Here is a 23,591-nt window from a genome sequence, read left to right on the forward strand (position 1 = left end):
AGTTTAATGCTTATAACGAGAAGTCTCTGAAGCGGATCCACCGAGGCTTTAAAGGACTCCAGGACACCTTGGAAGCATCATTTATTTGAGTTAGTTACATATTATATGTACGAAGGCATTTCATTTACACAAGATTCTTGACGCTACCAGAATGTCTGACCATCTGGTTGTACACCATAGATAGATTGAGAATAAGAACCATGGGCACTTTCATTACCATTACCACCGTCAGGCATTGTAAAGCGTTGATTATTACTATTAGTCCAAGTGCTGCCAGCACCAACACCTTTAACCCGCATGTTAGAACTGTCGTGAATGTCCTGTGCCTTTTCAGCGACAGTCTTTCCGTCTTGGTTAGCAGGGGTAAGCATTGATGAGTAGGTGTAAATAGTATTGTAATCAACGTGAATATTGCTCATCGTATGGTTCGAAGCAACATGGAACAGGACGTAAGAAGGTGCGTAGACTAATGCTTTTTCAGTATTTGAGTTTTGCGAAGCGTCAACGTGAACCAATTGTGGATTCATATTAAAGATGGAATTGTTACTAATGTTGAATCCACTGTTGTTGCCCTTAGCACCTTTCTTATAGTTATAGAACATAAAGACGTTAGGTGAAACTTGCGTTTTTCGACGCTCAATTTGATTACCAGTCATCGTAATATTTTCAGCAGATGGGAAATGGATAGGAGCGTAAAAACCATATCCGCCATAATTAGCCGGTTTAGGATCGAGTACTAAACAGTTGTTCATGTTGATATTATTAGGAACCTGAGATACAGCCGCACCTGTGACGTCCGTCACGTGGGTACCCACAGGTTGAGGACCATATTTGGCTAAAGTAGATGCTGAACTATTGGTATAAAGTGGTAAAAACCGACAACTATCAATAAATACATCATGGGTTGCTACATGACTGTATGCGTGTCCATTGGACGGCTTGGCACTCACACCACCTTCATAGTCGTAATCAGTTTGAATGGCTTCTTTGTAAAAATTGTTACCTGACAGAGAAGTGGTACTCCCACCAACGCCAATGAAACTGGAATCTTTAACATAAATATGATCAGACCCACCGAGATCTAATGAGTGGCCACCATTCGCTTCGTTTTGGTCAAATGTACACTTAGTGAAGCTCACGTAATGGCTAGACAAGATGCTGTGAACTAACCGGTAAACATTGCCTCGATCGTCGTTGATGCCGCGAAAAACGATGTTAGTCCAAGATACATTAGAGACATCGGTGTATAAGAATGCGGCTCCTGAGTGGCCTAGTGTGTCTTCAGTTGATGATGTTGTCCCCATAAAGGTGGCACCATTGGCCCCAACAAAGGATACATTGGACGTAATGTTTGGCCGGTTAACCATGTAAACACCTGCCGGAACGTTGACAGTTACAACGGATGAGTGAGCAAAAGTAAATAGTTTTTGGAATGCAGCATTGTTAGCCGCAATATTATCTTCAGATGTCCCGGAAATAGCACCTAAGTCCTTAACGAAATCAATGACTGTCTGGCCGGGTGTTAAACCACCCGTAGATCCACCAGTAGTACCGCCTGTAGTACCACCGGTTGAACCGCCTTGCGAGTAAACCGGGTCACCAGGCTTAGAATCAGTCCCATAATAGCGGAATGGGTCAATCGTTGCGTAGGGAACGTAGTAGGTAGCCCCACTGGTGTGAATGTAACGGAACCAGTAGTGACCATCAGCCTTGATCTTACCGTTGTAGTAGACGGTTTCGCCAATAGCGAAGCTGTCTACTTTGTTGGCAGTCGTCATGTTCGTGGTATCCCGGCCACGAGCTGCCTCATCAAAAGTAAATGAGCCACTCTCAACAAGAAGGGTGCCATCAGGGGTTTGTGCAGCCACATTAGCACCTGCTTGGCCCGTCAAGGAGCCTAAAGACCCAGTCGTAGAACCTGTACCAGTTGAACCAGAGCCGCTAGTAGCGGCCTTAATGGGATCAACCGAATTGGAATCAGTCCCAAAGTATACGCCGGTGTCAGTATTAGCATAAGGAATGTAACGACGAGTGCCGCTAGCAGCAATATAGGATAACCATAAGTGATTGCCGTTTTTGAGCTTACTATCGTAACTGACGGACATCCCTACGGTGTACGTAGCGACACCAGAATCACTCATATCGGGTGTATTACGAACACGGCAGTTTGTATTAAAAGTAAAGCTCCCAGAAGCAGTAATCTTGTACATGTCTGGGGTGTTGCTTACATCAATAGCCATAATATAAAATCTTCCTTCATAATTTTTTGTATAAAAAAAGCCGTCTAGATAGACGACTGATTGTTAGTACCTAAAATTTAGAGAGACCAGATTTACCGCTAGCAAGTATAAGTAGCTCCCTTTGTTTTTTGGTACAATACCATAATATGATGGAATCAAAGGGTTTAACTGCAGGCAAACTGCAGGTTCACTGAAATATAGCAGCAAACTTACTGAAGAAACAACAAAGCAGCTACTTGAGGGGCTTCAAGTAGCTGCTTTGTTGAGTAACATGTAAAAATAAAGATCCATAATAAGGCATTGACGATTACTTCTGTACCACCAAGTTTCGAGGACAAATAATAGCGAATTCCCAAAGTGCTTTTTTCAGATAATTAGCGTAGGTTTTCTCTGAAATAAAACCCCGATCGTACTTTTCTGCTAGTTCGCTGCAAGTCTTCTTAACGGTCCAGTTGTTTATCCAACGGAAAAGTAAAAGATCTGAGAGTAGTGCAGATGGCGCAGCTCCGTGTCAAGTAGACAATCAAATAATTAAAATTGTTTAGGCAATTTTCTTGAGGGCATGATTCCGGTATTCGACCGGAGTCATGCCCTTTAAGGTTGGCTGACGACGTGAATGGTTATACCAATCCATGAAATCGCTAACCATCATTGTGACTTCTTCCAACGATAACGGATTTTCAAAGTCAAAATATTCGGTCTTCATGTGGCTCCACAAACTTTCCGCCGGACTATTATCGCCTGGTGTTCCTGGGCGGGACATGCTATGTCTCACTCCAGCCCCAGCTAAGACCGTGTTATATTTTCCAGACGTATAACTAGATTCTTGATCACTATGAAGAATCTTGGGCTTAACACCATTATTAGCTAAGATTGCCTTATTGAAGGTGTCGGTCACTAAAGTTGCTGTTTCCGTTGGCTCAATTGACCACGCAATGACGCTGTGGTCATAGAGATCCTTAATGGCACTGACTCGAATCTTGCCGCCATGTTTAACACCATATTGAAGTTCACTACAGTCGGTCACCCAAACTTGATTAGGTCCTTCTGGATTAAAGTCATGTTTCGCATCAGCTGTGAGTAATCTATTGCCAAGAATGTATTCTTTACGTTCCGCCTTACGGTCGTGCTTAGCGACTAGAATAGAAGCGACAATGTTATTTTCACGCATCAAGCGTCGAATTCTACCATGATACGCTGTTTCATTGTTCACAAAGGAGGGGTTCCATGAACGCCGCTTACCGCCAACTCACGATTTTTCAATTACTGCTGACCGGTCATACCGTGGCTAAAGCCCAATTGGCTGAAAAATTTGGCGTCAGTTCCCGCATGATTCAGCGTGATCTCAGCCAGATTCGCCAGTTCATTGCCGACCAACAACTCTTCTATCAACTCCATTATCACCGCCAATCCGGCGGCTATCAGCTAGAGGCGACCCCGGCGCCCATTTCCAAGCAGGCCCTCCTGCTTCTGATCAAGATTGCTCTCGCCAGTCGCTCACTGACCAAGGCGGAAATGTCACGGACGATTGATGGTCTCCTCCAGCTGATTTCGCCGGCAGATCAAGCCGAGATTCGGCCCATCATCAAAAATGAGCGTTTCTATTATCAGCCAGTCCATCACGGCCAGCCGCTACTAAAGACCGTCTGGGAGCTCAGTCGCTTCATCAGCCAGCAACAGACCATCGTCATCACCTATCAGCGGCAACACCGTGAGATCGTGACGCGGACGATTTTGCCGGAAGCCATTATCTTTTCCGAATACTACTTTTACGTCATCGCCTATAATGCGAAGTACCACAGCAATCTCTTCTACCGCGTCGACCGGATTCATCAGCTCCACACCACCAACCAGGCGCCCATCACCCGCACGCGAGCCGAGCGCTTCGAGGACGGTGAGATGCGCCAACTGGTCCACTACATGCAGCCGGGCAAGAAGATCACCCTCCGTTTTAAATTCTGGGGCATCGTGGAGGCCGCCCTCGACCGCTTTCCAACGGCCACCGTCATCGACCGGTACCCCGACGAAGGCGCCGTCCTGATCGAAGCGACCGCCTTTGACCGTGGCGCGCAGATGTGGCTATTGAGCCAGGGTGCACAGGTCCAGGTCCTGGCGCCGGCGGAATTCGTGACGCATCTACGAACCGAGCTACAGCGGATGCTGGCGCGTTATTAATGCCGGTTTCGTTGCCAGTACCCCCTGCTTGAACGCCTGCGCGAGTCGGTGCTGGTCCCAAGTATGCTAAAAAACACCAGCCACATTTCCCGTTAGAAATCTGACTGGTGTTTTTTCCTGTGCCTCTTCGACCAACGATTGTCGCTTGTCATCAGCGGCCATTTAAAAACCGGGTGACCAACTGCCTTGCCGGCAACCCGCTCTATGTATAGCTACTGCTTATCCGCCGTAGCTTCCCGATGGTTCTGAATAATCTGGCGGATCCAACGCTGAGAGTATTCGTACTTTTTCGTCAGCTCTGCCAGGTTGTGGCCGTCGTATTCCTTGACGATTTGGGCTGCGACCTTATCACGATTGTATAGCCGCATGGGAAATGAAATCTGGCGACCGCGGTACATTTAATAGATTTCCTCAGTTAACTTCTCACCCACTAAATCGTAAAGTTGCGCGTATGATTCTTGCAGTAAATCCGTTCGCATTACCATGTCGCATTCTCCTAACCAAATGTTTTTCGCCTTTATAGCGTAATAAAGGTGTCCGGCCCGCAAAACTGCGTTAGACCTGACACCTATAAGGTATTCTTGGCGCGGTTCCGTGTCAAGTAGACTTCCTGGGACCTACAACGTAGACTACCAAGAATCAGCAACTTGGCGTATACTTAATTCTGTTAACCAGCTGGACTGGTAATTAATTTAATTAAGGAGAATGACATATGCGTAAATGGAAAATCGGTTTAGTGGCCGCCCTACTGTGCCTGCCGTTAGCGTTGGGCACCGTCTCAGCCTCAGCCAAGACCACGACGGCCAAAACGACCACTGTCAAAACGACTAAAGTCGCTAAGCAGACTAAAGCGGCCAAGAAGATGACTCCGAAGAAACACTACCTCATCGTCATGGGGCACGGTGCCGGCGATCCTGGTGCCCGGGGCAACGGCACGACCGAAGCCCACTTCTTGCGGCACTACATGTTACCGCAACTCCGCAAGTACGCCAAGAAGGTTACCAACGCCAAGATCACCTTCTACAATCCCAAGCGTAACCTGGTCAGCGATACCCTTTACCACCACAAGGGCTCTTACAAATTGAGCAAGAAGACCACGGTCATCATGTTCCATTTGGACGCCCCTGCCGGTCACGGTGGTCACGTCATCATTCATAAGAAGCACCCAACGGCTCGCGACAAGCGCCTGGCCAAGGTCATCAAGAAGTATGTGGGCTTGAACCGGGCTTACAACGGCTACAGCTTCCGGACCAACCTGCGGAACTGCAACGTGTTACGTCGCCGCGGCATCGACTACAGCCTAGTCGAATCCGGCTTCATCACCAACAAGACTGACGTCAAGCACCTGAAGAAGCACATGGCTAAAATTGCCAAGGCTGACATCGAAGCCATTACGAACGAACAGATCAAGTAATCATCAAACTGGTGGTTACTAACGACTAGGGGTTGCGCTGGCCGCCTACCGTTCGGCAAGGGGACTGGAGCGCGGTGGGCGGACCGCGCCTGAGAAGCGGTCTCGGCCGCGCTTTGAGCCGAAAGTCCCGCTCCTCAGGCTGGAGGTGTTCCCCAGAGCAGGCGGAACCCTGGCTGACGCAGGCCCGGTTTCACTAGTTCTGGTGGACAAAACGCTATCGCTCCGGGAGTCAAGGCATTAATTCAGCTTTCAACCTTTAGTAACTTACTTAAATCATCTCAAGAAGTCTGGGCCACCCGTGCTCAGACTTTTTTCATTTAGCACGCTTTTGGGTTGGCCCCCTTACCAACCTATGCCTGGCCAACGCCGCTGACGCCCTAGCCTGCTAGACTATCCTTCAGGCAAGACTTTTTTACGCAAGGGGGCGTGGTTCATGGCATACGTTTACTTGGGGACGGCCATTATTGGCGAATTGATCGGCACCAATCTCTTGAAAGCTGCGGCGGGATTCACCCGTTTTTGGCCCGCGGTGGGAGCATTACTGGCGTACGGGCTGTGTTTTTTCTTTCTTTCGTTAGCCATGAAGCAAATCGACTTGAACGTGGCCTACGCCATCTGGGCCGGCATCGGCATCGTGGTCACCACAGTGCTGGCCGTCCTGTTGTGGCACGAGCCGCTGAACTTTGCCAGTTTACTAGGGACCGCGCTGGTCATCTTGGGCGTAGTCATTTTAAATTTGTACGGGCCCAGCCACTGAAAAAGTGTGACGACAAGCGGTTAACTGTTAAGCGGAACCAGTTGCCGGTTGGCGCACGTTTCAGCCATGAGGCCACTGTGAGACGTGTTTCTCAACTCAAAGCGAGGTGTCGAGACCGCTCTTTAGCTCGCCCGTCACGACGAGTAGGAACCATTGGACGCCAGACACGTGAGCGACTAGCCACCGAGTTTATTCGATGGTAATTGACTCGTTTCAGTACCGAATTTCTGACGATTTAATGGCCATCACTAACAAGGATGGTTAGCTGGCACGATGTAAATGACAAGTCAAAGAGACCAAGCCCCGTCGAAAACGGTTGCTTGGTCTCTTTGTAGAGCTATTGCGTTCACGATAGCACCAATCCTAGCAATTACAACTTAATGATAAAGTGAAGCTTGACTGCCCCAATACCAACATTTGCACCGTTATAGATAGACTCGTAAGCTTGATCAATTATCATCTTTCCTTCAATAGAATCAATATTCTTCTGGGGCCAAGAAAAAATTATTTTTGAAAAAATGGGAACGTAGTCAAATCGAAAGTCAAAAGTCAGTTGGGCAATTTTACCCTGAAAATAAATTCCTATGATATGAGCCCCATAAATAAGCAAGCTTAAAATCGCTACTGTGGTTAAAACAATTACTATACTAGATTCTGGTTGAACAACAATCTTTGCAGCATACGCTGGTATTACTGTTATTCCAACTGTGTACAAAATGTCAGTAACCATCAATACCAGTAATAGCGAATAAAAGCTCCGAGAAAATTTCTTTAAAAATATTTTTAAAATGAATTTCCAATTATCTGTTTTCCTCATGACATCACCCTATTTGACAAGGAAGGTTTGGCGATACTGTTCTACTTTGCTTTTTTTGAAAATGAATAATATTCAGCCCTTTATCATACTTAATCATTTCAACATTAAGTCCTGCGATAATTGAATCAGGGAATTTCATTTAACGTCCCCGCCAATATAAAAAACTTGATAGTAAAATCCACCAATATCGCTCTAGAATCTAATGGATATTCAATTATCAACGGGTAAAAAATATTGTTAACTAACACTGTCAGCATCCTAGTGAGAGACCAGCTGGTTTTATCAGGCTTCAAGGCAAACCGGAAGACCGCTTCTCAGGCTGGAGGCGCCTGGGACAAAACCTCCTAGGCGCGTTCGCTTCACCTTTACATAGCTGAAACCTGCGCTAAATGGCAACTGGTTCCACTCTCTTTTCTTTCGTCGCCCACCAACACCAACGACTAATCTCAGCCATTGGGTGTTTATCCGACCAGTACGTTGTCAGGTATCCTTACAAACTCGACGCCTACGCTCCCAAGCCATTTCAATCCGCCACTCTGTCAACGACTATTTTATTTGTGAGAATGCTCACATAACAACGAATAAAAGCGGTATAACAGAGTTGAGGAATCACCCACGAGATAATCGGTAGTGTCAGTATTTTGCCGGGAGAAAATATGCGGGCGCGTGACCTCATCATTTCTACGGATCAAGTTAGTCTGTTTCATTGATGTTGAAGGGAGTCTTATCGTTATGTCCAAGAGTTCAGTTGCTTTAAAGCACTATCAAATGTATATCAATGGTGAGTTCAGAGATTCATCATCCGGAAACCTGATTACCGTTTTGAACCCCGCTACCGGAGAACCTATTTCCACGGTACCTAGCGCTACGCTAGAAGAAACTCGTGAGGCCATCGACGCCGCTTACACCGCCCAGAAGTCCTGGAAGAAGGTTCCCGCTGCCACCCGGGGCCAATATTTACACGACGTGGCCACGGAAATTCGCAAGGATTCTAAGCACTTAATTGAAATGCTCCAAGAAGAACAAGGCAAGATCAAGTCCTTAGCCACCACGGAAATTCTCTTCTCCGCGGACTACTTCGACTACATGGCCAGCGCTTCTCGGACCTACGAAGGCGAAATCCTCCAATCCGACAATCCAAATGAAAATATCATGATTGCCAAGCAACCAATCGGCGTTGCCGCCGGCATTTTACCTTGGAACTTCCCATTCTTCCTGATTGCCCGGAAGATGGGGCCAGCTTTGGTTACCGGGAACACCATCGTCATGAAACCAAGTACCGATACGCCTAACCTGGGACTGGAATTTGCAAAGATCGTTGAAAAAGTTGGGATTCCTAAGGGTGTCGTCAACATCATCACCGGTCCTGGTTCCGTCATTGGTGACGAATTATCTCGCAACAAGAAGATTGGCATTATCAGCTTGACTGGTTCCGTCAACTCCGGGAAGCGGGTCATGGAAGCCGCTGCGACCCACATGGCCAAGGTCTCCTTGGAATTAGGTGGGAAGGCCCCGGCCATCGTCTGCAAAGATGCCGACATCGACTTGGCCGTTCAATCCATCATTGATTCGCGGGTCGACAACAACGGGCAACTCTGCAACAACTGTGAACGGGTCTACGTCCAAGAAGATATCGCCGACGAATTTACTAAGAAATTGGCCGACAAGATGGCTGCCGTTACGGTCGGCGACCCGATGAAGCACGAAGACATCGGTATGGGTCCACTGATCAACCAAGGCGCCTTGGACAAGGTTGCTGGCATGGTCGACCGCGCAGTCAAGGCTGGCGGTAAGTTAGCTACCGGTGGGCACACCATCAAGATTGCCAACGGCTTCTACTACGAACCAACCGTTATCACCAACGTCAAGCAAGATTCTGAAATCGTGCAAGACGAAATCTTTGGCCCCGTTCTGCCAGTCTTGACCTTCAAGACTTTGGACGATGCCATCGACATGGCTAACGACAGTGACTTCGGCTTGACCTCTTCTATCTTTACCGAAAACATTGAAAACGCCATGCGGGCTGCCAACGAACTTGAAGACGGCGAAACTTACATCAACCGCTTCAACTTCGAAGCCATGAACGGTTCTCACTCCGGCTGGAAGGAATCCGGTATCGGTGGCGATGATGGGAAGCACGGGATTGAAGAATTCCTCAACACCCACGTCATCTACTTGCAAGGCCACCCAGAGAAGACCCAAGGTTAATCTTAAATTGATGTCGCCATCGCCTGCGGCTGCGGGCCTAGCAATTACGCGCGACTCCAGTCAGACTTCCCTGGTAGCGCAATTTTGGGCAAAGGCGAGCAGTCACACTGCTGCGATGTCAGTCATTTCAACGCGACGAATGAGGGGCAGTGGCGCTGGTCACGGTCCCTTGTTCTGTTAACCAAACGATGTATGTGAAATAAAGCGTTACCAATTTTTAAATCTGGGGTCAGCGGTGGGCAATGACCGTCAGGACGGTAACGACAAGGATTTGTTAGGCTAGACCGAAACAGGTTGTTTTCATGAAAGCGCTTGCTTTTCTCTCTAGTTGTGTAATAATTATCAAGTGTAAATAACTTTTAAACCGAGGTGCCAATTATGAAGATTCAAGCTGCAGTTGTTGATAAGCAAAATGCTGATTTTGAAATTCGTGATGACGTTGAACTGGCTGACATGGGTGCGGATGATATCCAAGTCCACATGGTTGCCAGTGGGATCTGTCACTCCGATGAAGCCCTGCGTTCCGGGGTTGCGACCATTGATTACCCTATCGTGTTAGGTCACGAAGGGTCTGGGATCGTCGAAAAGGTTGGACCAGAAGTTACCCAGTTCAAGCCCGGCGACCACGTTGTCTTGAGTTTCTACGGTTGTGGGAACTGCAAGAGCTGTCTGGCCGGCAAGCCAACGCAATGTGAAAACTACGCGGCTAACAACCTCTCTGGCGTTCGTCCAGACGGGACCGCTCACTTCACTGAAGACGGCCACAAGGTTGCCGACATGTTCGACCAAAGTTCATTTACCACGACCACGGTCGTTCGTGAACGGAACGCCGTTAAGGTCGACAAGGACTTAGACTTACGGAAGCTCGGACCACTGGGCTGTGGCTACGTCACTGGTTCTGGGACCGTTTTGAACACCTTGAAGCCAAAGCCTGGTGACACCATCGCCGTCTTTGGGACTGGTGCCGTTGGGTTGGCTGCCATGATGGCCGGCCGGATCTCCGGGTGCACCAAGGTCATTGCCATTGACATCGTTGATTCTCGCTTAGCGTTAGCCAAGGAACTCGGCGCCACCGACGTCATCAACAGTAAGAAGGTCGACGACGTGGTCAAGGCCGTTCAAGACTTAACTGGCGGCTTCGGTGTCAACTACGCGGTTGATACCACCGGTGTTTCCAGCGTGATTGCCAACTCCATTCAAGCCTTAGCACAAGGTGGGGTCTCCGCAGCCATCGCCGTTACCGACCAACACATTGACCTCGACACTTGGAATGACCTGTGTGTCAACGACAAGAGTGTCATCGGGGTTAACATGGGCGACTCCGTTCCACAAATCGACATCCCTCGCTTGATTGAATTCTACAAGCTGGGCATGTTCGACTTCGACAAGACTGAAAAGTTCTACAAGTTCAGTCAAATCAATGAAGCTAACGCCGACTCCGTTTCCGGGAAGACCATCAAGCCAGTTCTGGTCATTGATGACAGCTACATTCCTGGCAAATAACTTAATTTGGGTGTAACCAAAAAGCACGGTATCCTGTGAGGTATCGTGCTTTTTTTGTGGCAAGATTTTCTGACGACCCGTCCCACTGACCTTGACTAAGTAATCTCCCAACAAATTAATCGTTCAGGGGACTGGTGAAAGTGATATCATCGTGATATCATTAAGCTATCATCAGGAAGGGGTGTTCGTATGGCTAAGGAGCCACAGAAACGGTTTCTCTTACGCTTGGACCAGCGTTTATTTGACCGCATTGCCGCGGCAGCGGACGCTGATGGTCGGAGCATCAACGCCTACATTGCTCAGGTTCTCTCGCGCGCGGCACCTGCTGGCAACTGGGAGCAGCGCCAATTGATTGGCCGCGCCATTTCGGGGAAGGAACTAGACGTGAAATCCGGTCTGGTCCTGGTTGCTGGCATTTACTACCGCTACCTGTTGGAGGCACCAGAAAAACCGGACGCAACCGCGACTTACACGGTCATCGAGAGTCATGGGAACATTTTGACATTGAAAAAGATCTAGGGGGAATGGGTATGTTTGGCATTAGAATTGTTCGGCAAAATAACGTCGGTTTGGTAGAAACACTGGGAAAATACAAACACTCTGTCTCATCCGGGATTCACTTTTACCTGCCCGGAATTCAAAAAATTCGGACCGTCAGCCTGGCCATGTCGCCACTGGCCCTGCCGAACTATTCGGTCATCACCAAGGATAACGCGGATGTCTCAGCGAGTCTGACGCTGAACTACCACGTGACCAACGCGGTGAAATATCAATACGAGAACACGGACTCCGTGGAATCCATGGCGCAACTGGTGCGGGGCCACTTGCGCGATATCATCGGTCGGATGGACCTGAACCAAGCGCTGGGGTCCACGGCCAAAATCAACTTGGAGCTGGCCACTGCGATTGGCGATTTGACCGACACCTATGGCATCAACGTTGACCGGACCAACATCGACGAACTGACGCCGTCTAAGGCCATTCAGTCCGCCATGGACAAGCAGTTGACGGCCGACCGGGAACGGATCGCTGCCATCGCCAAGGCTGAAGGGGAAGCCAAGTCCATCGAGCTGACCACCAAGGCCAAAAACGATGCGCTGATGGCCACCGCGACCGCCGAAGCCACGGCCACCCGGACGCGCGCCGACGCCGAAAAGTATCGGATCGACACGGTCAATTCCAGTCTGGAATCGGCCACCAAGGAATTCTTCGAGAACCAATCGATTTCAGCCTTCAGTGACCTGGCCAAATCACCGGCCAATGTGGTCGTCGTGCCTAACGATCACGTGGCCGACTTGGGCCAGATTCCCGCGGTGGGCGCGGCTTTGAAGACGGGGTTGGCCACACCGGCGACTCCTCAAACACCAACGAGCAAGTAACTTAACTTTGTATTTAAGGGCCGGGGACACGCATCCCCGGCCTTTGTGCGTCACCGCTAAATAGCCGAAACGTGCGCCAACGGATAGCCACTTGGCCTGTTGACGCACGCTGTTTATTTAGACAGTCACGCGTATACTGAAGGTACTCACTCGTTTTCAGAAAGGATGCTGATCATGGTCACACGCAAAGATATTTTTACCTACACTGAAGATAATTACGGCGTCACTCCCGAGTACACCTTCAAGCAGTACCCCCACTACGCCGCCCTCAAGAACCGGCAAGGCAAATGGTTCGGGCTGGTCATGAACGTTCCCCGCGAAAAGCTCGGCTTGACTGGTAAAGAAGAAGTCGATGTCTTAGACGTCAAGGTCGACCCAGAGCTGAGCGGTATTCTGCGCAGCAAGCCTGGTTATTTGCCCGGCTACCACATGAATAAGGAACACTGGCTGTCAATCGTGCTGGACCAGAACACGGACCGCGAGACGTTGTTCCAACTGCTTGATGGTAGTTATCAATCTGTTATTAAACACTAACTATTAATGACTATTTAGTTACTAATTTATTCTTCTCAATCTCACAGACGTCAAAAAAGCCTACCGCTGACAACAGATGAATCAAATCTCTCCATCAACCTTAAGTCTGCTCACGCAATTATTCGGGCTTGTTATCAACTGGGGGCAGTTAACTGGGCAAACTCGTTAAACAACTATTTGACAGATTGGATTAATCAAAATTTTCCAGACAGACAACAAAGTATTATCTAGTTTAAATTTCAAATTCACCGTTGACACCCACCCTTTCCGGGGGTACACTAGCCTCAATTCAATAAATCGTCCGAAACAAACCATTGAGGTGGAGATCAAGATTATCGTGCACGTGCAGAGAGCCGTCGTTGCTGAGAGTACGGCCGAACGCAGGTAGTTAAATGGACCACCGAGGGCTTCCCCGAACCTTTTGCAGTACGGGAAGACGTGCGACATACGTCAGTTGTCAGGGAAATGTTAGTTTCCTGTGGAGAGGGGCGCGGTCTCTTTTGGGGACCCGTCTAATTAAGGTGGCACCGCGGTTAAAACCGTCCTTAACACATTGGCTGTTGAGGGCGGTTTTTTGTCGACTTTTTTCCGAGGGGGACTCACTGATGATGATTCGATGGCAACGCTCATATCTATTTCTAGCCAACCAAGACCAATTAACTGGAGGAAATCAGTATGAGCTTATTACAACACAAGAAAACACTCGCCCTTTGCGGCGGCATTATCCTAATCGGCGGCATCTTCGCCGTGACCGGCCATTCCCAAACGACTAAGCAGGCAGTGGCCCAGCACCTGAGTCTAGCCGAAACGGCGCCCATCACGAGCTTGGACGTCGCCAAGATTACCGACAGCGTGTCCAGCAACACGTTGAGCCAGGTTGGTGAAGGCCTGTATCGCCTGAACGCCGACAGTCAGGCGCAAAATGCCCTGGCCACCAAGACCACGGTCACGGACCACGGCCATCACTACACCATCGACCTGCGCCACGACGCCAAATGGAGTAACGGCGCACCCGTGACGGCCCAGGACTTCGTTTACTCCTGGAAACGCACGCTCGACCCCAAGTCTAAATCGGAGTTCACGTACCAATTTGCCAATATCCAAAACGCCAGTGCTATCGCCGCGGGCAAAAAGTCCGTGGACACGCTGGGCGTGAAGGCCGTGGGCAAATACCAACTCCAGCTCACATTGAGCCGCCCTGCGTCTTACTTCAAGCAAATGCTGGCCAGCACCACCTACTACCCGTTGAACCAGCGTGCCGTCGAGAAGTACGGCAAGCGCTACGGCTCATCGGCGGCCACGACCATTTATAACGGGCCGTTCGTCCTGAAGAACTGGAACGGCACCAATGATAGCTGGACGTTAAAGAAGAACCCAACTTACGTTGCCGCCAAGACCGTCAAGCTCAGTAGCATCAAGTATCAGGTCATCAAGACCAGCTCGACAGCCTACAACTTGTACCAGTCTAAGCGACTAGATGCTGTCACCCTGGATGGCGAACAAACCACGCAAAACCAGCACAACCCCAACTTGAAATCGTTGGCCGCTGGGCGCATCGGCTTCATCCAGTATAACCAACAGAACAAGGTGGCTGCCAACCGGGACTTACGACTCGCCATTTCACTGGCCATCAACCGCCAACAATTAGCCGATAAGGTACTGAAAAACGGCTCCCGGCCGGCTCAGACCTTTGCCATTCACCACATGATGACCAATGCCAAGACCGGCAAGGATTTCACGACCGACGCCTACGTCAAGAACACCGCTAATGATAACCCGACACTGGCCAAACGCTATTACCGCCAAGCCTTGAAGCAACTGGGCAAGTCCGCGCTTAGCGTGACCCTCACCTGTGGCGATGACGACACCACCAAGAACGTTGCCGAATTTATTCAGAGCACGGTCGGTAGCAAGTTAGGCCTCAAGATCCACGTTGCCGCCATGCCATTTCCTGCCATGCTCAGCAACGTTTCCAAGGGGAACTTCGAGTTGAACCTGACCGGCTGGAGCATGGACAACGCCGACCCGATCCAATCCCTACAGATTCTGGCGTCGACCAACAACTCGAACATGGGCCACTACGACAGCAAGACCTACGACCAGGCCATCACCCGCGCGGAAGGTGTCGATGCACTCAAGCCCACGGCGCGCTACCAGGACCTGTTGACGGCAGCCAAAACGGCCTTGACCGACCAAGCCGTTACCCCACTGTACGAGGCCCGGACCAACACGCTGGTCAATCCCCAGGTCAAGGGCGTTGTTTATAACAAATTCAATGGTAGTCCGGATTACCAGCACGCTTACGTGACGGATTAAAAAGCGAGGTGTCGAGACCGGCCTTTGGCTCGACCCGTCCGCCCCCGTGTTCCAACCCATACTTGGCGAACGGTAGGCGGCCAGTTCGCCTGATGACAATCGTTTCAGCTGATTTTCGTCTTTCAACCTTCAGTTAACCACTTTAATTTCCCAGGGTGTTCTCGTTGCAGTGCCGGCCAAAAACGGTATAATTAAGCTAGCACTACAATTACACGTTTTCATAACTCAGGTGGGACCCGGGGCGCTTTCACAGCGGTTTCACCCAGCTAAGTGAAACGTCACAGAAAGGTTCCGAATTTTATGGAAAGTCAACCCTTACGTCACGATCACTACCCGGCTTCAAAAGAGGAGTACGAAGCGGAGTTAACCGAAACGGAAAACGAATACGCTGCGCAGTTACAGGAAGTCGAGGACAAGGTCCAAGGCCAAGCCGCGCGTTACTTACTGTTTGGGGCCATCTCAGTGGTCATCAATATCACGTTGTTCTACCTGTTCTACCACACCTTTGGCATTGAATATCAACTGGCCAACTTCATTGACTGGGTCATCAGTGTGCAATGTTCCTTCTGGCTCGACCGGACCTTCGTGTTCAAGCACAAGTCCGACAAGCCAATGCGTGAAATGGGCACGTTCTACATGACCCGAGTCGCTACGTTCTTGTTGGAAACGGTCATCTTGTTCTTGGGGATCTCTTGGCTCAACGCCAACGGGACCATGACCAAGGTCATCGGCCACGCTATCGCGCTGGTCTTGAACTTCTTCTTGTCCAAGAAGCTAGTCTTCAAGAACCAACCGGCTCCCGCTGATTAAATTTGTTTGGAAAATACTTTGAGCGCTTAACCCGTTGCGGTTAGGCGCTCATTTTTTAATTTGCTTTGACTGTCGTCTTGTCGTTATTCCGGGGTGCTGAACAACCCAACCACCAACGATGCTTGCACCCCTATTTTTTCAGCCGCTTATCATTTGCACAGCTAACTAACCGGCCGGCTTGTTAACTATTTTTCAAACAATTCGGTCCCGGGGGCCATTTTTCTTGTACAATGGAAGTAATCTTGCAGCACCAAGGAAGGTGAGTCGTACGCTATCCTTTATTTTGACCGCCGTGGGTATCTTCTTTGTCACCGACACCGACGACCTGGTCGTCTTACTCTTGCTTTGGTTAGCCGCGGCCACCCCGCTGCAACGGCGGCACGTCGTCGTGGGCCAGTACCTAGGTATTGCCACGTTGATTCTGGTCTCTTGGCTGGTCAGTCGTGGGATTCTACGCTACAACGTCGGTGGGCTGGTCCACTGGCTGGGGCTGGTACCACTATCGTTAGGCCTCATGGGGCTCACACGCTGGTGGCGAAATCGCGGCGTGGCCCAGCTGCCGCCAACGTTGACGCATCCGGTCAGCCTCCCCCTAGTTTGGTCACTCACAATTGGCAACGGGGGCGATAACCTCAGCATTTACATCCCCTACTTCACGCACCTCGACACGCCCGAATTCGCAGTCGTTCTGGTGGTCTTTCTCACGATGATTGGTTTGTGGCTAGTGCTCAGTCATCATTGGGCGCGCTCGACAGTAGCCAGTCACTTCTTCGCGCGGTTTGGCGCGTGGTTGTCCCCGCTACTGTTTATCGGCATCGGGTTAGTCATCGTACTTAAGTGAAATCGTGACCGACAAAGCCCGTCTTATCCGCCGCCGTGATGGGCCGCAACACCTGACACGGGTTCCCAGCCGCAATCACGTTGGCCGGGATATCGTGGGTCACCACGCTACCGGCACCAATGATGGTGTTGTCCCCAATCGTCACGCCGGGGCACACGGACACGTTAGCGGCCAGCCAGCAGCGATTGCCAATCGTAATCGGCTTGGCGATACAGCCGCCCAGTTGGCGCTCAGTCGCGTCAAACAGGTGATTGCTGGTGTAAAGGCCCACCTTGGGCCCCAGCAAGACGTGGTCGCCAATCGTGATTCGCGCGCCGTCTAACATCACGCAATCGTAGTTGGCATAGAAATTTTCGCCCACGTGAATGTTACGCCCAAACTCACAGCGAAAATGGGGTTCAACTTGTGGCTGACTGCCGGCACTGCCCACTAATGCCTGAAATAACCGGCCGCGATCGGCCATGGTCGGGGCAGCGTTGAGGGCGTTGGTCTTGGTCGTGGACTGATCCCGCGCCGCTACCAACACTGGGTCGCTGTCGTCATAGGGTTTTCCCGTCGCCATGTAGGCAAATTTTTCATCAAGGTTCATGTGATCACTCCTATCTATCTCTATGATACTGTATTCCCGGATGTTTCACATGGAACAATTTTTATCACAAACGCTCAGCTCTTAAAAATTACGGTATAATGTAGGAACTAAATGCGTTTTCATAGGAGGAAAATATGGCAGATGATGGATTTGATGGGTTTCCCCTTTTCACGCTGGGCGTGGGTATCGACGGTGAACCCTGGGTCAAATCAACTAGCGCCGCAACCGTCATGAAGGACCCCGCCAAATATAGTCAGGTGCTGGGCCTATTGATTGGCGAGATGCGCGACAAATTACATTTGACAGACGAGCAAGCGTTCCAAGCCTTCTTACACCTGGCGCTACAGCAGGCCACCACGAACACCGCTACGGCGCCGCGGCCAACCACAGCCCAGCACGTCAAATTATCCGGTAAGAATCTCCGGTCCGGGCGGCGGGAAATTCACCAAATCACGCTGAGCGACCTCACCGATGTGGCGGCCAACGAGGACGTGGTCTACCTCACTTTCAAGGACACGATTCTGGGCATCATTATGAATGACGCTTACCAAGCGGCCAAATTGGCCATGGGCAAACGGGATTTTAAATACTTCCTCGATGAAGCCAACTTGAACTTTGCCTTGTACGCCTACCCGGCCGACCTCAAGGCCCTGCATACCATCTTCGCCTACGCGCGTGATCACCAGCTCTACACGGAACTGCATCCCGACGAGACCGTGGCGGCGGATGTCCCGGATACGCCAGCAGAATTTGATAAATTCATGCAATCCATGTTTGACGACATGGGCGGCGATACTCCCGATGAACCGGGGAACGTACTGCCATTTCGGCCGAAAGATAAATAACTATTCAAAACCGCTACACCAGGTCAATCCCGGCGTAGCGGTTTTTTTAATCTCCAAATTTTTGGGCAAACGGCACCATCACGCGGTCCAGCAATGGCTGGTTCAACATGACTTGCCACCACTCTGTTGGGACAGTCTGCTCGGGATAGCTCAGCGCCAGCAGTGGCGCGGCCACCGTTGCAATCGTATCGACATCACCGCCGAGATTGACCGCCTGCAGAAGACCTGAACGCAAGTCGGTCGCGGTCAACGTCACCCAAACAGCCGCTTCCAACGTATCGACAACGTAAGGTGAGGTGCGGATGTCATCAAGCTGGCAGTTCTGGAAGTCTCCCGTGAACAACCGCTGATAGGCCGCTGTTTCCGCTGCGTATGCGGAAGTCGGATTTAGCCCCGTCAAGGTCGTCTTCACGGCGGCCAATGCGGCGACCAGGTCATGGCCCGCCAGCAATTCATGCAGTAATTCCAGATAAACAAAGCTCCCCACGACTGACCGTGCATGGCCGTGCGTCAGTGTCGTGTAGGCCTTGGCAGTCGCAAAGCGTTCCGCGACCGGTTGGTTCACTAGCACGAAGGCCAGCGGGGCGATCCGCATCAGCGCACCATTGCCGTTGGCATTTTCGGCCGCATCCCCGCATTGCTGGGCGGGGACGTGGTTGATGGCATGTTGCCGGACCGCGTGCGCACAAGTCCGCCCCACATCAAAGGTGATCCCCCGCGGCGTCCAGTCACCAAACATCATGTAGTGCTCGAATTTATCCATGAGGTCATCATCAGATCCTGCTTCCAAAATGTTTTGCAGTAAACATAACGTCATGGATGTGTCGTCGGACCAACTCCCGGCCGGCTGCGGCCAGCTACCGTAACCCGTCATTTTGGTCAGGTGGTAGCTACCGCGAGCTTTCATTTCGGCTGGCACGCCCAAGGCATCCGCCACGGCAGCGGTGCGGAGGACATTTAAGATTTGTGCTGATTTCATGGGTAAGACTCCTTTCAGGCTTTGTCATCATCTTAGCAGTCTTTCTCGGGGTTAACAATCCGGCGAACCGCAAAATAAAAGAGCACGGCCATCTCAGTGGACGTGCTCCCCATCTCCAAATTTTGTGATTTAATCCGTCTAAATCACCATCATGACCGCTTGGTACAACAGGTAGGCCCCGTACACCATGACGATGCCCCCGGAAACGATGTTGACCCACATCAAGAACTTCTGCGGCAACCGTTCCTTGAGCAGGCCTAAGATCAGCGTGATGCCAAAGAACCAAATGGCCGTCGCGGTCACGACCCCGGTGATAAAAGGCGTGACTTCGCTATCCGCCAGTGACCCACGTAAGGCCCCAAACATTAGACTGGTGTCGATGATGGCCTGGGGATTGGCCCAGGTCACGACCCAGGCGTTGACCAGCGACTTCTTCATCGTCAGTGGCGTGTTGGAACTTTCCAATTTAAAACTGGCCGCCGACCGCAAAATGCCAAACCCAATCCAGATGACCAGCAGGCCACCTAAGAACATAATGATCAGCTTGAACAGCTGATGGGAACTGATGATGGCCCCCATGCCGAAGAAGGCCGCCAACGTCAATGCCGTATCGGCGAACCACACCATGATGGTGACGGGCCAGGCCCGCTTCAATGGTTGGTTAATGGCGTTGTTGAAGACAAATAAATTTTGCATCCCAATCGAGGATACCAGAGCCAGACTCAGTAGCAGGCCCTTCAAGTACATTGCGGACATGATAACTCACTTTCCCTCCAGGCCCACTCCGATAGCCGCCCGAGTTTTTTCAGTATCCGACTAGCATACCAAATATTCTGTGAAAATTAAAGGAAAACGAAAAGGAAACTATTCGGTCGTACTAATAGTGACTGGTCACCACCATTTCAGGGCAACAACGCCGTAGCCACCTCGTGATCAATCTCTGGTACTAGTCTCGCCTCAACCGCTTGGATTTAGCTAACCACAGTTGTTTTTAATCAGGTTTTAATCTAAAGTTCACTTTAAGATGGATTTTCCATCCCCACACTAAAACGAAAGAACGCGATTCACGTGAAGAACCTCACCCAGAACACCCCATTACTGCGAAAGCCTAGCCAACCAAGATGGGAAGTCCCACGATATGCCCAAAATTTCATTACACCAATTGACCTTCGGCTTTGCGTCGAACACCGACTTACTCTTTGATCACGTGGATCTAGACCTCGATACCCGTTGGAAACTCGGCTTGGTCGGCCGCAACGGGCGGGGCAAGACCACCCTGTTCAATCTCTTACAAGGGCGCTACCCCCACCAGGGTCACATCACCAGCACCACACCCTACACCTATTTCTCGATTTCTTCCAGTACACTGGATAAATTTCAGTCATCCCCCAGCGTCGCGCGCAAAACCGCGAGCACTTGCTTCTGCGTGGGCGTCAGAACGTGGGAGGTCCGGGTGACGATGCTGGAGATAAATTCTGGCTGCTCATCGTCCAACAACTCCAGGCGCACCACGTCTTGGCGGTGCTGGTCGACGATGTCCGTGAGAAAGGTCACGCCGACATTGGCTGCGACCAGGTTCATGATGACGTGGGTGTCGTTGGCCCGAAAGACTACCTCCGGCCGGAAATGATTGCGGCGAGTCAACGTATTAAAGGCTGTATTGTGGACAAAGCTACTATTAAATAGGACAAATTTCTCACCCTTCAATTCACTAAAGTAGATCCGTTTACGTTTAGCCAGTGGATGGGTCGCCGCAACGAAGACGTTAAAGGGTTGCCGGTCAAATTCCTCAGCCACCAAAGTCTTGTACGACAACGGTGCCGTCGACCCCAACAATGCCAGGTCCGCGCGCCCGTCCCGCAACGCATTGCGTAGCCACACCGATCCGCCCTCCAGCGTCTGAAGATTGGCCAACATGCCTTGGGCCTGCAGATGCGCCGCCACCCTGGGGAAATAGTAATTTTCAATGATTGGCGGCAAGCCCAACACGGTGCGGTCCTGCGTGAGGTGGGTAATCTCTTGTTGCGTCAGGGCCAACTCGCGCAAAATGTTCTGGGCGTGAATCGCCAACTGCTCACCGCTGGGGGTCACCACCAGCTCATTGTGGATGCGGTCGCGTAAAACCAGTTTGGTTTGAAACTCAGCCTCCAGGCGCTTAATGGCCATGGTAATGGTCGGCTGGGTCACGCCGAATTCCTGAGCAACTTTGGAAAAGTTTTTGACCTGAATTAATTGATTGAAATAAGCTAGGTCCTTGGTGTTCATTTAAAATCCCCCTTATTACGCTATTTATGTGACTATTATAAATTATTTTTATAATAACTGCCATAGTTGACTATACGCCTGTGAGCCTTTTATACTGTGTCTTGTAAAGTTAACGCAAACCAAATTGGAGGAATCTTATGATGAAAACTGCAGATTCTATTTTAAATAATCCGTTCTTAAATAAAGGCACGGCCTTCACGACCGCCGAACGTCAAGCACTCGGCTTGGTCGGCACCTTACCTAGCCACGTTCAAACGCTGAACGAACAGGCCACGCAGGCTTACGCCCAATACCAAAGCAAGCCCAGCAACCTGGAAAAGCGGATTTTCTTGATGACGTTATTCAACGAGAACCGGACGCTGTTTTTCAAGCTGATGGACGAGCACGTGGTTGAGTTCATGCCCATCGTGTACGATCCCACGGTCGCTGATTCAATCGAAGAATACAGCCACCTGTTCACTGACCCCCAAAACGCGGCTTTCATTTCCGTCGATGACCCCGACAATATCGAAGCATCCCTGAAAAACGCCGCTAACGGCCGGGACATTCGCCTGGTCGTCGTCACCGATGCGGAAGGCATCTTGGGCATGGGCGACTGGGGCGTCAACGGGGTCGACATCGCCGTCGGTAAGTTAATGGTCTACACGGCCGCCGCCGGCATTGACCCCGCCCAAGTGCTGCCCGTCAGCATTGATGCCGGGACCAACAACCAAAAACTGCTGGATGACCCGCTGTACCTGGGAAACCATCACCAACGGCTGGCTGGCGATGACTACCTGGCCGTGATTGATCAATTTGTCACCGCCGAACGCAAGTTGTTCCCTGAATCCTTGCTGCACTGGGAAGACTTCGGTCGGGCCAACGCTCAGGTCATTCTCGACAAGTACAAGGACCAATTTACCACCTTTAATGACGATATCCAGGGAACTGGGATGGTTGTGTTAGCGGGGATCCTGGGTGCTCTGAACATTTCTAAAGAGGACATCAAGGACCAAAAGTTCGTGACCTTTGGTGCCGGGACCGCTGGGATGGGCATCGCCAACCAAATTTTAGACGAACTCCAACGCGCCGGTCTTTCTGAAGATGAAGCACGGCAACACTTCTACGCTGTCGATCGCCAAGGCTTACTGTTTAACGACACGCCAGATTTGACCGCTGCACAGAAGCCATTCACTCGGGACCGGTCTGAATTTGCCAACGCCGACGAGCTGACGAACCTGGCCGCCGTGGTCAAGGCCGTTCACCCGACTGTTCTGATCGGGACCTCGACGCAACCCGGTACCTTTACCGAAGACATCGTTAAGGACATGGCGTCCCACACGCCCCGGCCAATCATCTTCCCGCTGTCGAACCCGACGAAATTAGCCGAAGCCACCGCCGCCGACCTCATCAAATGGACTGACGGCAAGGCGCTCATCGCTACTGGGATTCCCGCTGGCGACGTGGACTACAACGGCACGACCTATCATATCGGCCAAGGCAACAACGCCTTGATGTACCCCGGCTTAGGCTTCGGTCTGATTGCGTCTACTGCAAAGGTCTTGAACGGCGAAACGCTCTCGGCTGCTTGCCACGCCTTAGGTGGTTTGGTCGACCCGACTCAACCAGGCGCCGCCGTTCTGCCACCCGTTTCCCAACTGACGTCCTTTTCCGAAAAGCTGGCAGAAATCGTGGCCCAAAGCGTCTTAGATCAAGGGTTGAACAAGGAACCCATCGCTGATGCCAAGCAAGCTGTCGCTGACATGAAGTGGACGCCGGCTTACCGTTCACTTGATTAACTAGCGTGGATTAACGGCGCTAGACGATGCGCCCGCGACCCTACTAATAATCATGATTCATTGGTCATGTGACAATTAAACAGATTCATTTTCGTGCCAGTAGAGATTGGCTCATCTCAATTTCTACTGGCACGCTATTAT

The 23,591-nt window shown here is 50.7% G+C and carries 21 protein-coding genes and 1 pseudogene; 14 read left to right on the forward strand and 8 right to left on the reverse strand.

Features of this window, described 5'->3' with window-relative positions:
• Positions 1–143 precede the first annotated feature (143 nt).
• The gene (locus EKM83_RS00005) at positions 144–2,240 is read right to left on the reverse strand and encodes an SH3 domain-containing protein (RefSeq protein ID WP_125574607.1); all 2,097 of its coding nucleotides are present in this window, start codon (positions 2,238–2,240) and stop codon (positions 144–146) included.
• Between the two features lie 541 nt (positions 2,241–2,781).
• Positions 2,782–3,453, reverse strand: coding sequence for an IS3 family transposase (locus EKM83_RS00010; protein ID WP_225418591.1), 672 nt, complete (start codon positions 3,451–3,453; stop codon positions 2,782–2,784).
• 14 nt (positions 3,454–3,467) lie between these two features.
• On the opposite strand from EKM83_RS00010, the gene EKM83_RS00015 reads away from it, so the two are divergent.
• Complete coding sequence (locus EKM83_RS00015; protein ID WP_125574608.1) at positions 3,468–4,415, forward strand: helix-turn-helix transcriptional regulator; 948 nt, start codon at positions 3,468–3,470, stop codon at positions 4,413–4,415.
• Between the two features lie 212 nt (positions 4,416–4,627).
• On the opposite strand, the gene EKM83_RS00020 is transcribed toward EKM83_RS00015, so the two are convergent.
• Positions 4,628–4,813: a Mor transcription activator family protein gene (locus EKM83_RS00020; RefSeq protein ID WP_225418592.1), complete on the reverse strand. Its 186-nt coding sequence runs from the start codon at positions 4,811–4,813 to the stop codon at positions 4,628–4,630.
• A 314-nt stretch (positions 4,814–5,127) separates the two neighbouring features.
• Here EKM83_RS00020 and EKM83_RS00025 point away from each other — a divergent pair, with 314 nt between their 5' ends.
• Both EKM83_RS00025 and EKM83_RS00030 read left to right on the forward strand, forming a co-directional pair.
• Positions 5,128–5,829, forward strand: a complete 702-nt coding sequence (locus EKM83_RS00025) for an N-acetylmuramoyl-L-alanine amidase (protein WP_125574609.1) — start codon at positions 5,128–5,130, stop codon at positions 5,827–5,829.
• A gap of 433 nt (positions 5,830–6,262) precedes the next feature.
• Positions 6,263–6,586, forward strand: a complete 324-nt coding sequence (locus EKM83_RS00030) for a DMT family transporter (RefSeq protein ID WP_125574610.1) — start codon at positions 6,263–6,265, stop codon at positions 6,584–6,586.
• Positions 6,587–6,956: 370 nt separating this feature from the next.
• Here EKM83_RS00030 and EKM83_RS00035 read toward each other — a convergent pair whose 3' ends face one another.
• On the reverse strand, positions 6,957–7,403 hold the full coding sequence (locus EKM83_RS00035; protein ID WP_125574611.1) for a hypothetical protein: 447 nt from the start codon (positions 7,401–7,403) through the stop codon (positions 6,957–6,959).
• 732 nt (positions 7,404–8,135) lie between these two features.
• Between EKM83_RS00035 and aldA the strand changes: the two genes are divergently transcribed.
• The 8 genes from aldA to EKM83_RS00075 all read left to right on the forward strand — a co-directional run bounded on the left by aldA (position 8,136) and on the right by EKM83_RS00075 (position 16,994).
• Complete coding sequence (gene aldA / locus EKM83_RS00040) at positions 8,136–9,611, forward strand: aldehyde dehydrogenase (RefSeq protein ID WP_125574612.1); 1,476 nt, start codon at positions 8,136–8,138, stop codon at positions 9,609–9,611.
• A gap of 378 nt (positions 9,612–9,989) precedes the next feature.
• Positions 9,990–11,114, forward strand: coding sequence for an NAD(P)-dependent alcohol dehydrogenase (locus tag EKM83_RS00045; RefSeq protein WP_125574613.1), 1,125 nt, complete (start codon positions 9,990–9,992; stop codon positions 11,112–11,114).
• A gap of 189 nt (positions 11,115–11,303) precedes the next feature.
• Complete coding sequence (locus tag EKM83_RS00050) at positions 11,304–11,633, forward strand: toxin-antitoxin system HicB family antitoxin (protein WP_125574614.1); 330 nt, start codon at positions 11,304–11,306, stop codon at positions 11,631–11,633.
• Positions 11,634–11,644: 11 nt separating this feature from the next.
• Positions 11,645–12,493 carry an SPFH domain-containing protein gene (locus EKM83_RS00055; protein ID WP_125574615.1) on the forward strand — a complete coding sequence of 283 codons (849 nt, stop codon included), beginning with the start codon at positions 11,645–11,647 and terminating at the stop codon, positions 12,491–12,493.
• 174 nt (positions 12,494–12,667) lie between these two features.
• On the forward strand, positions 12,668–13,027 hold the full coding sequence (locus tag EKM83_RS00060) for an MmcQ/YjbR family DNA-binding protein (protein WP_125574616.1): 360 nt from the start codon (positions 12,668–12,670) through the stop codon (positions 13,025–13,027).
• Between the two features lie 675 nt (positions 13,028–13,702).
• Positions 13,703–15,343 (forward strand): peptide ABC transporter substrate-binding protein, encoded by a 1,641-nt coding sequence (locus EKM83_RS00065; protein ID WP_125574617.1) that lies wholly within the window; start codon positions 13,703–13,705, stop codon positions 15,341–15,343.
• A gap of 300 nt (positions 15,344–15,643) precedes the next feature.
• Positions 15,644–16,153, forward strand: coding sequence for a GtrA family protein (locus EKM83_RS00070; RefSeq protein WP_125574618.1), 510 nt, complete (start codon positions 15,644–15,646; stop codon positions 16,151–16,153).
• 259 nt (positions 16,154–16,412) lie between these two features.
• Complete coding sequence (locus tag EKM83_RS00075) at positions 16,413–16,994, forward strand: cadmium resistance transporter (protein ID WP_125574619.1); 582 nt, start codon at positions 16,413–16,415, stop codon at positions 16,992–16,994.
• Here the strand turns inward: EKM83_RS00075 and EKM83_RS00080 are convergent.
• Positions 16,987–17,583, reverse strand: a complete 597-nt coding sequence (locus tag EKM83_RS00080) for a sugar O-acetyltransferase (RefSeq protein ID WP_125574620.1) — start codon at positions 17,581–17,583, stop codon at positions 16,987–16,989. The genes EKM83_RS00075 and EKM83_RS00080 overlap by 8 nt on opposite strands.
• Before the next feature lie 134 nt (positions 17,584–17,717).
• Between EKM83_RS00080 and EKM83_RS00085 the strand changes: the two genes are divergently transcribed.
• Positions 17,718–18,428: a hypothetical protein gene (locus EKM83_RS00085; RefSeq protein WP_125574621.1), complete on the forward strand. Its 711-nt coding sequence runs from the start codon at positions 17,718–17,720 to the stop codon at positions 18,426–18,428.
• 46 nt (positions 18,429–18,474) lie between these two features.
• Here EKM83_RS00085 and EKM83_RS00090 read toward each other — a convergent pair whose 3' ends face one another.
• A complete protein-coding gene (locus tag EKM83_RS00090; protein ID WP_125574622.1) occupies positions 18,475–19,407 on the reverse strand; it encodes an ADP-ribosylglycohydrolase family protein in 933 nt (310 codons plus the stop codon).
• A gap of 138 nt (positions 19,408–19,545) precedes the next feature.
• Positions 19,546–20,163, reverse strand: a complete 618-nt coding sequence (locus tag EKM83_RS00095) for a LysE/ArgO family amino acid transporter (protein ID WP_125574623.1) — start codon at positions 20,161–20,163, stop codon at positions 19,546–19,548.
• A 382-nt stretch (positions 20,164–20,545) separates the two neighbouring features.
• Between EKM83_RS00095 and EKM83_RS00100 the strand changes: the two are divergent.
• Positions 20,546–20,674 (forward strand): annotated as a pseudogene (locus tag EKM83_RS00100) (ATP-binding cassette domain-containing protein); the annotation flags it as partial.
• A 110-nt stretch (positions 20,675–20,784) separates the two neighbouring features.
• Here the strand turns inward: EKM83_RS00100 and EKM83_RS00105 are convergent.
• Positions 20,785–21,672 (reverse strand): LysR family transcriptional regulator, encoded by an 888-nt coding sequence (locus EKM83_RS00105; RefSeq protein ID WP_125574624.1) that lies wholly within the window; start codon positions 21,670–21,672, stop codon positions 20,785–20,787.
• A gap of 137 nt (positions 21,673–21,809) precedes the next feature.
• On the opposite strand from EKM83_RS00105, the gene EKM83_RS00110 reads away from it, so the two are divergent.
• On the forward strand, positions 21,810–23,450 hold the full coding sequence (locus tag EKM83_RS00110) for a malolactic enzyme (RefSeq protein WP_125574625.1): 1,641 nt from the start codon (positions 21,810–21,812) through the stop codon (positions 23,448–23,450).
• Positions 23,451–23,591: the final 141 nt, after the last annotated feature.

It is taken from the genome of Levilactobacillus angrenensis, from assembly GCF_003946085.1.
GTDB classification, from domain to species: domain Bacteria; phylum Bacillota; class Bacilli; order Lactobacillales; family Lactobacillaceae; genus Levilactobacillus; species Levilactobacillus angrenensis.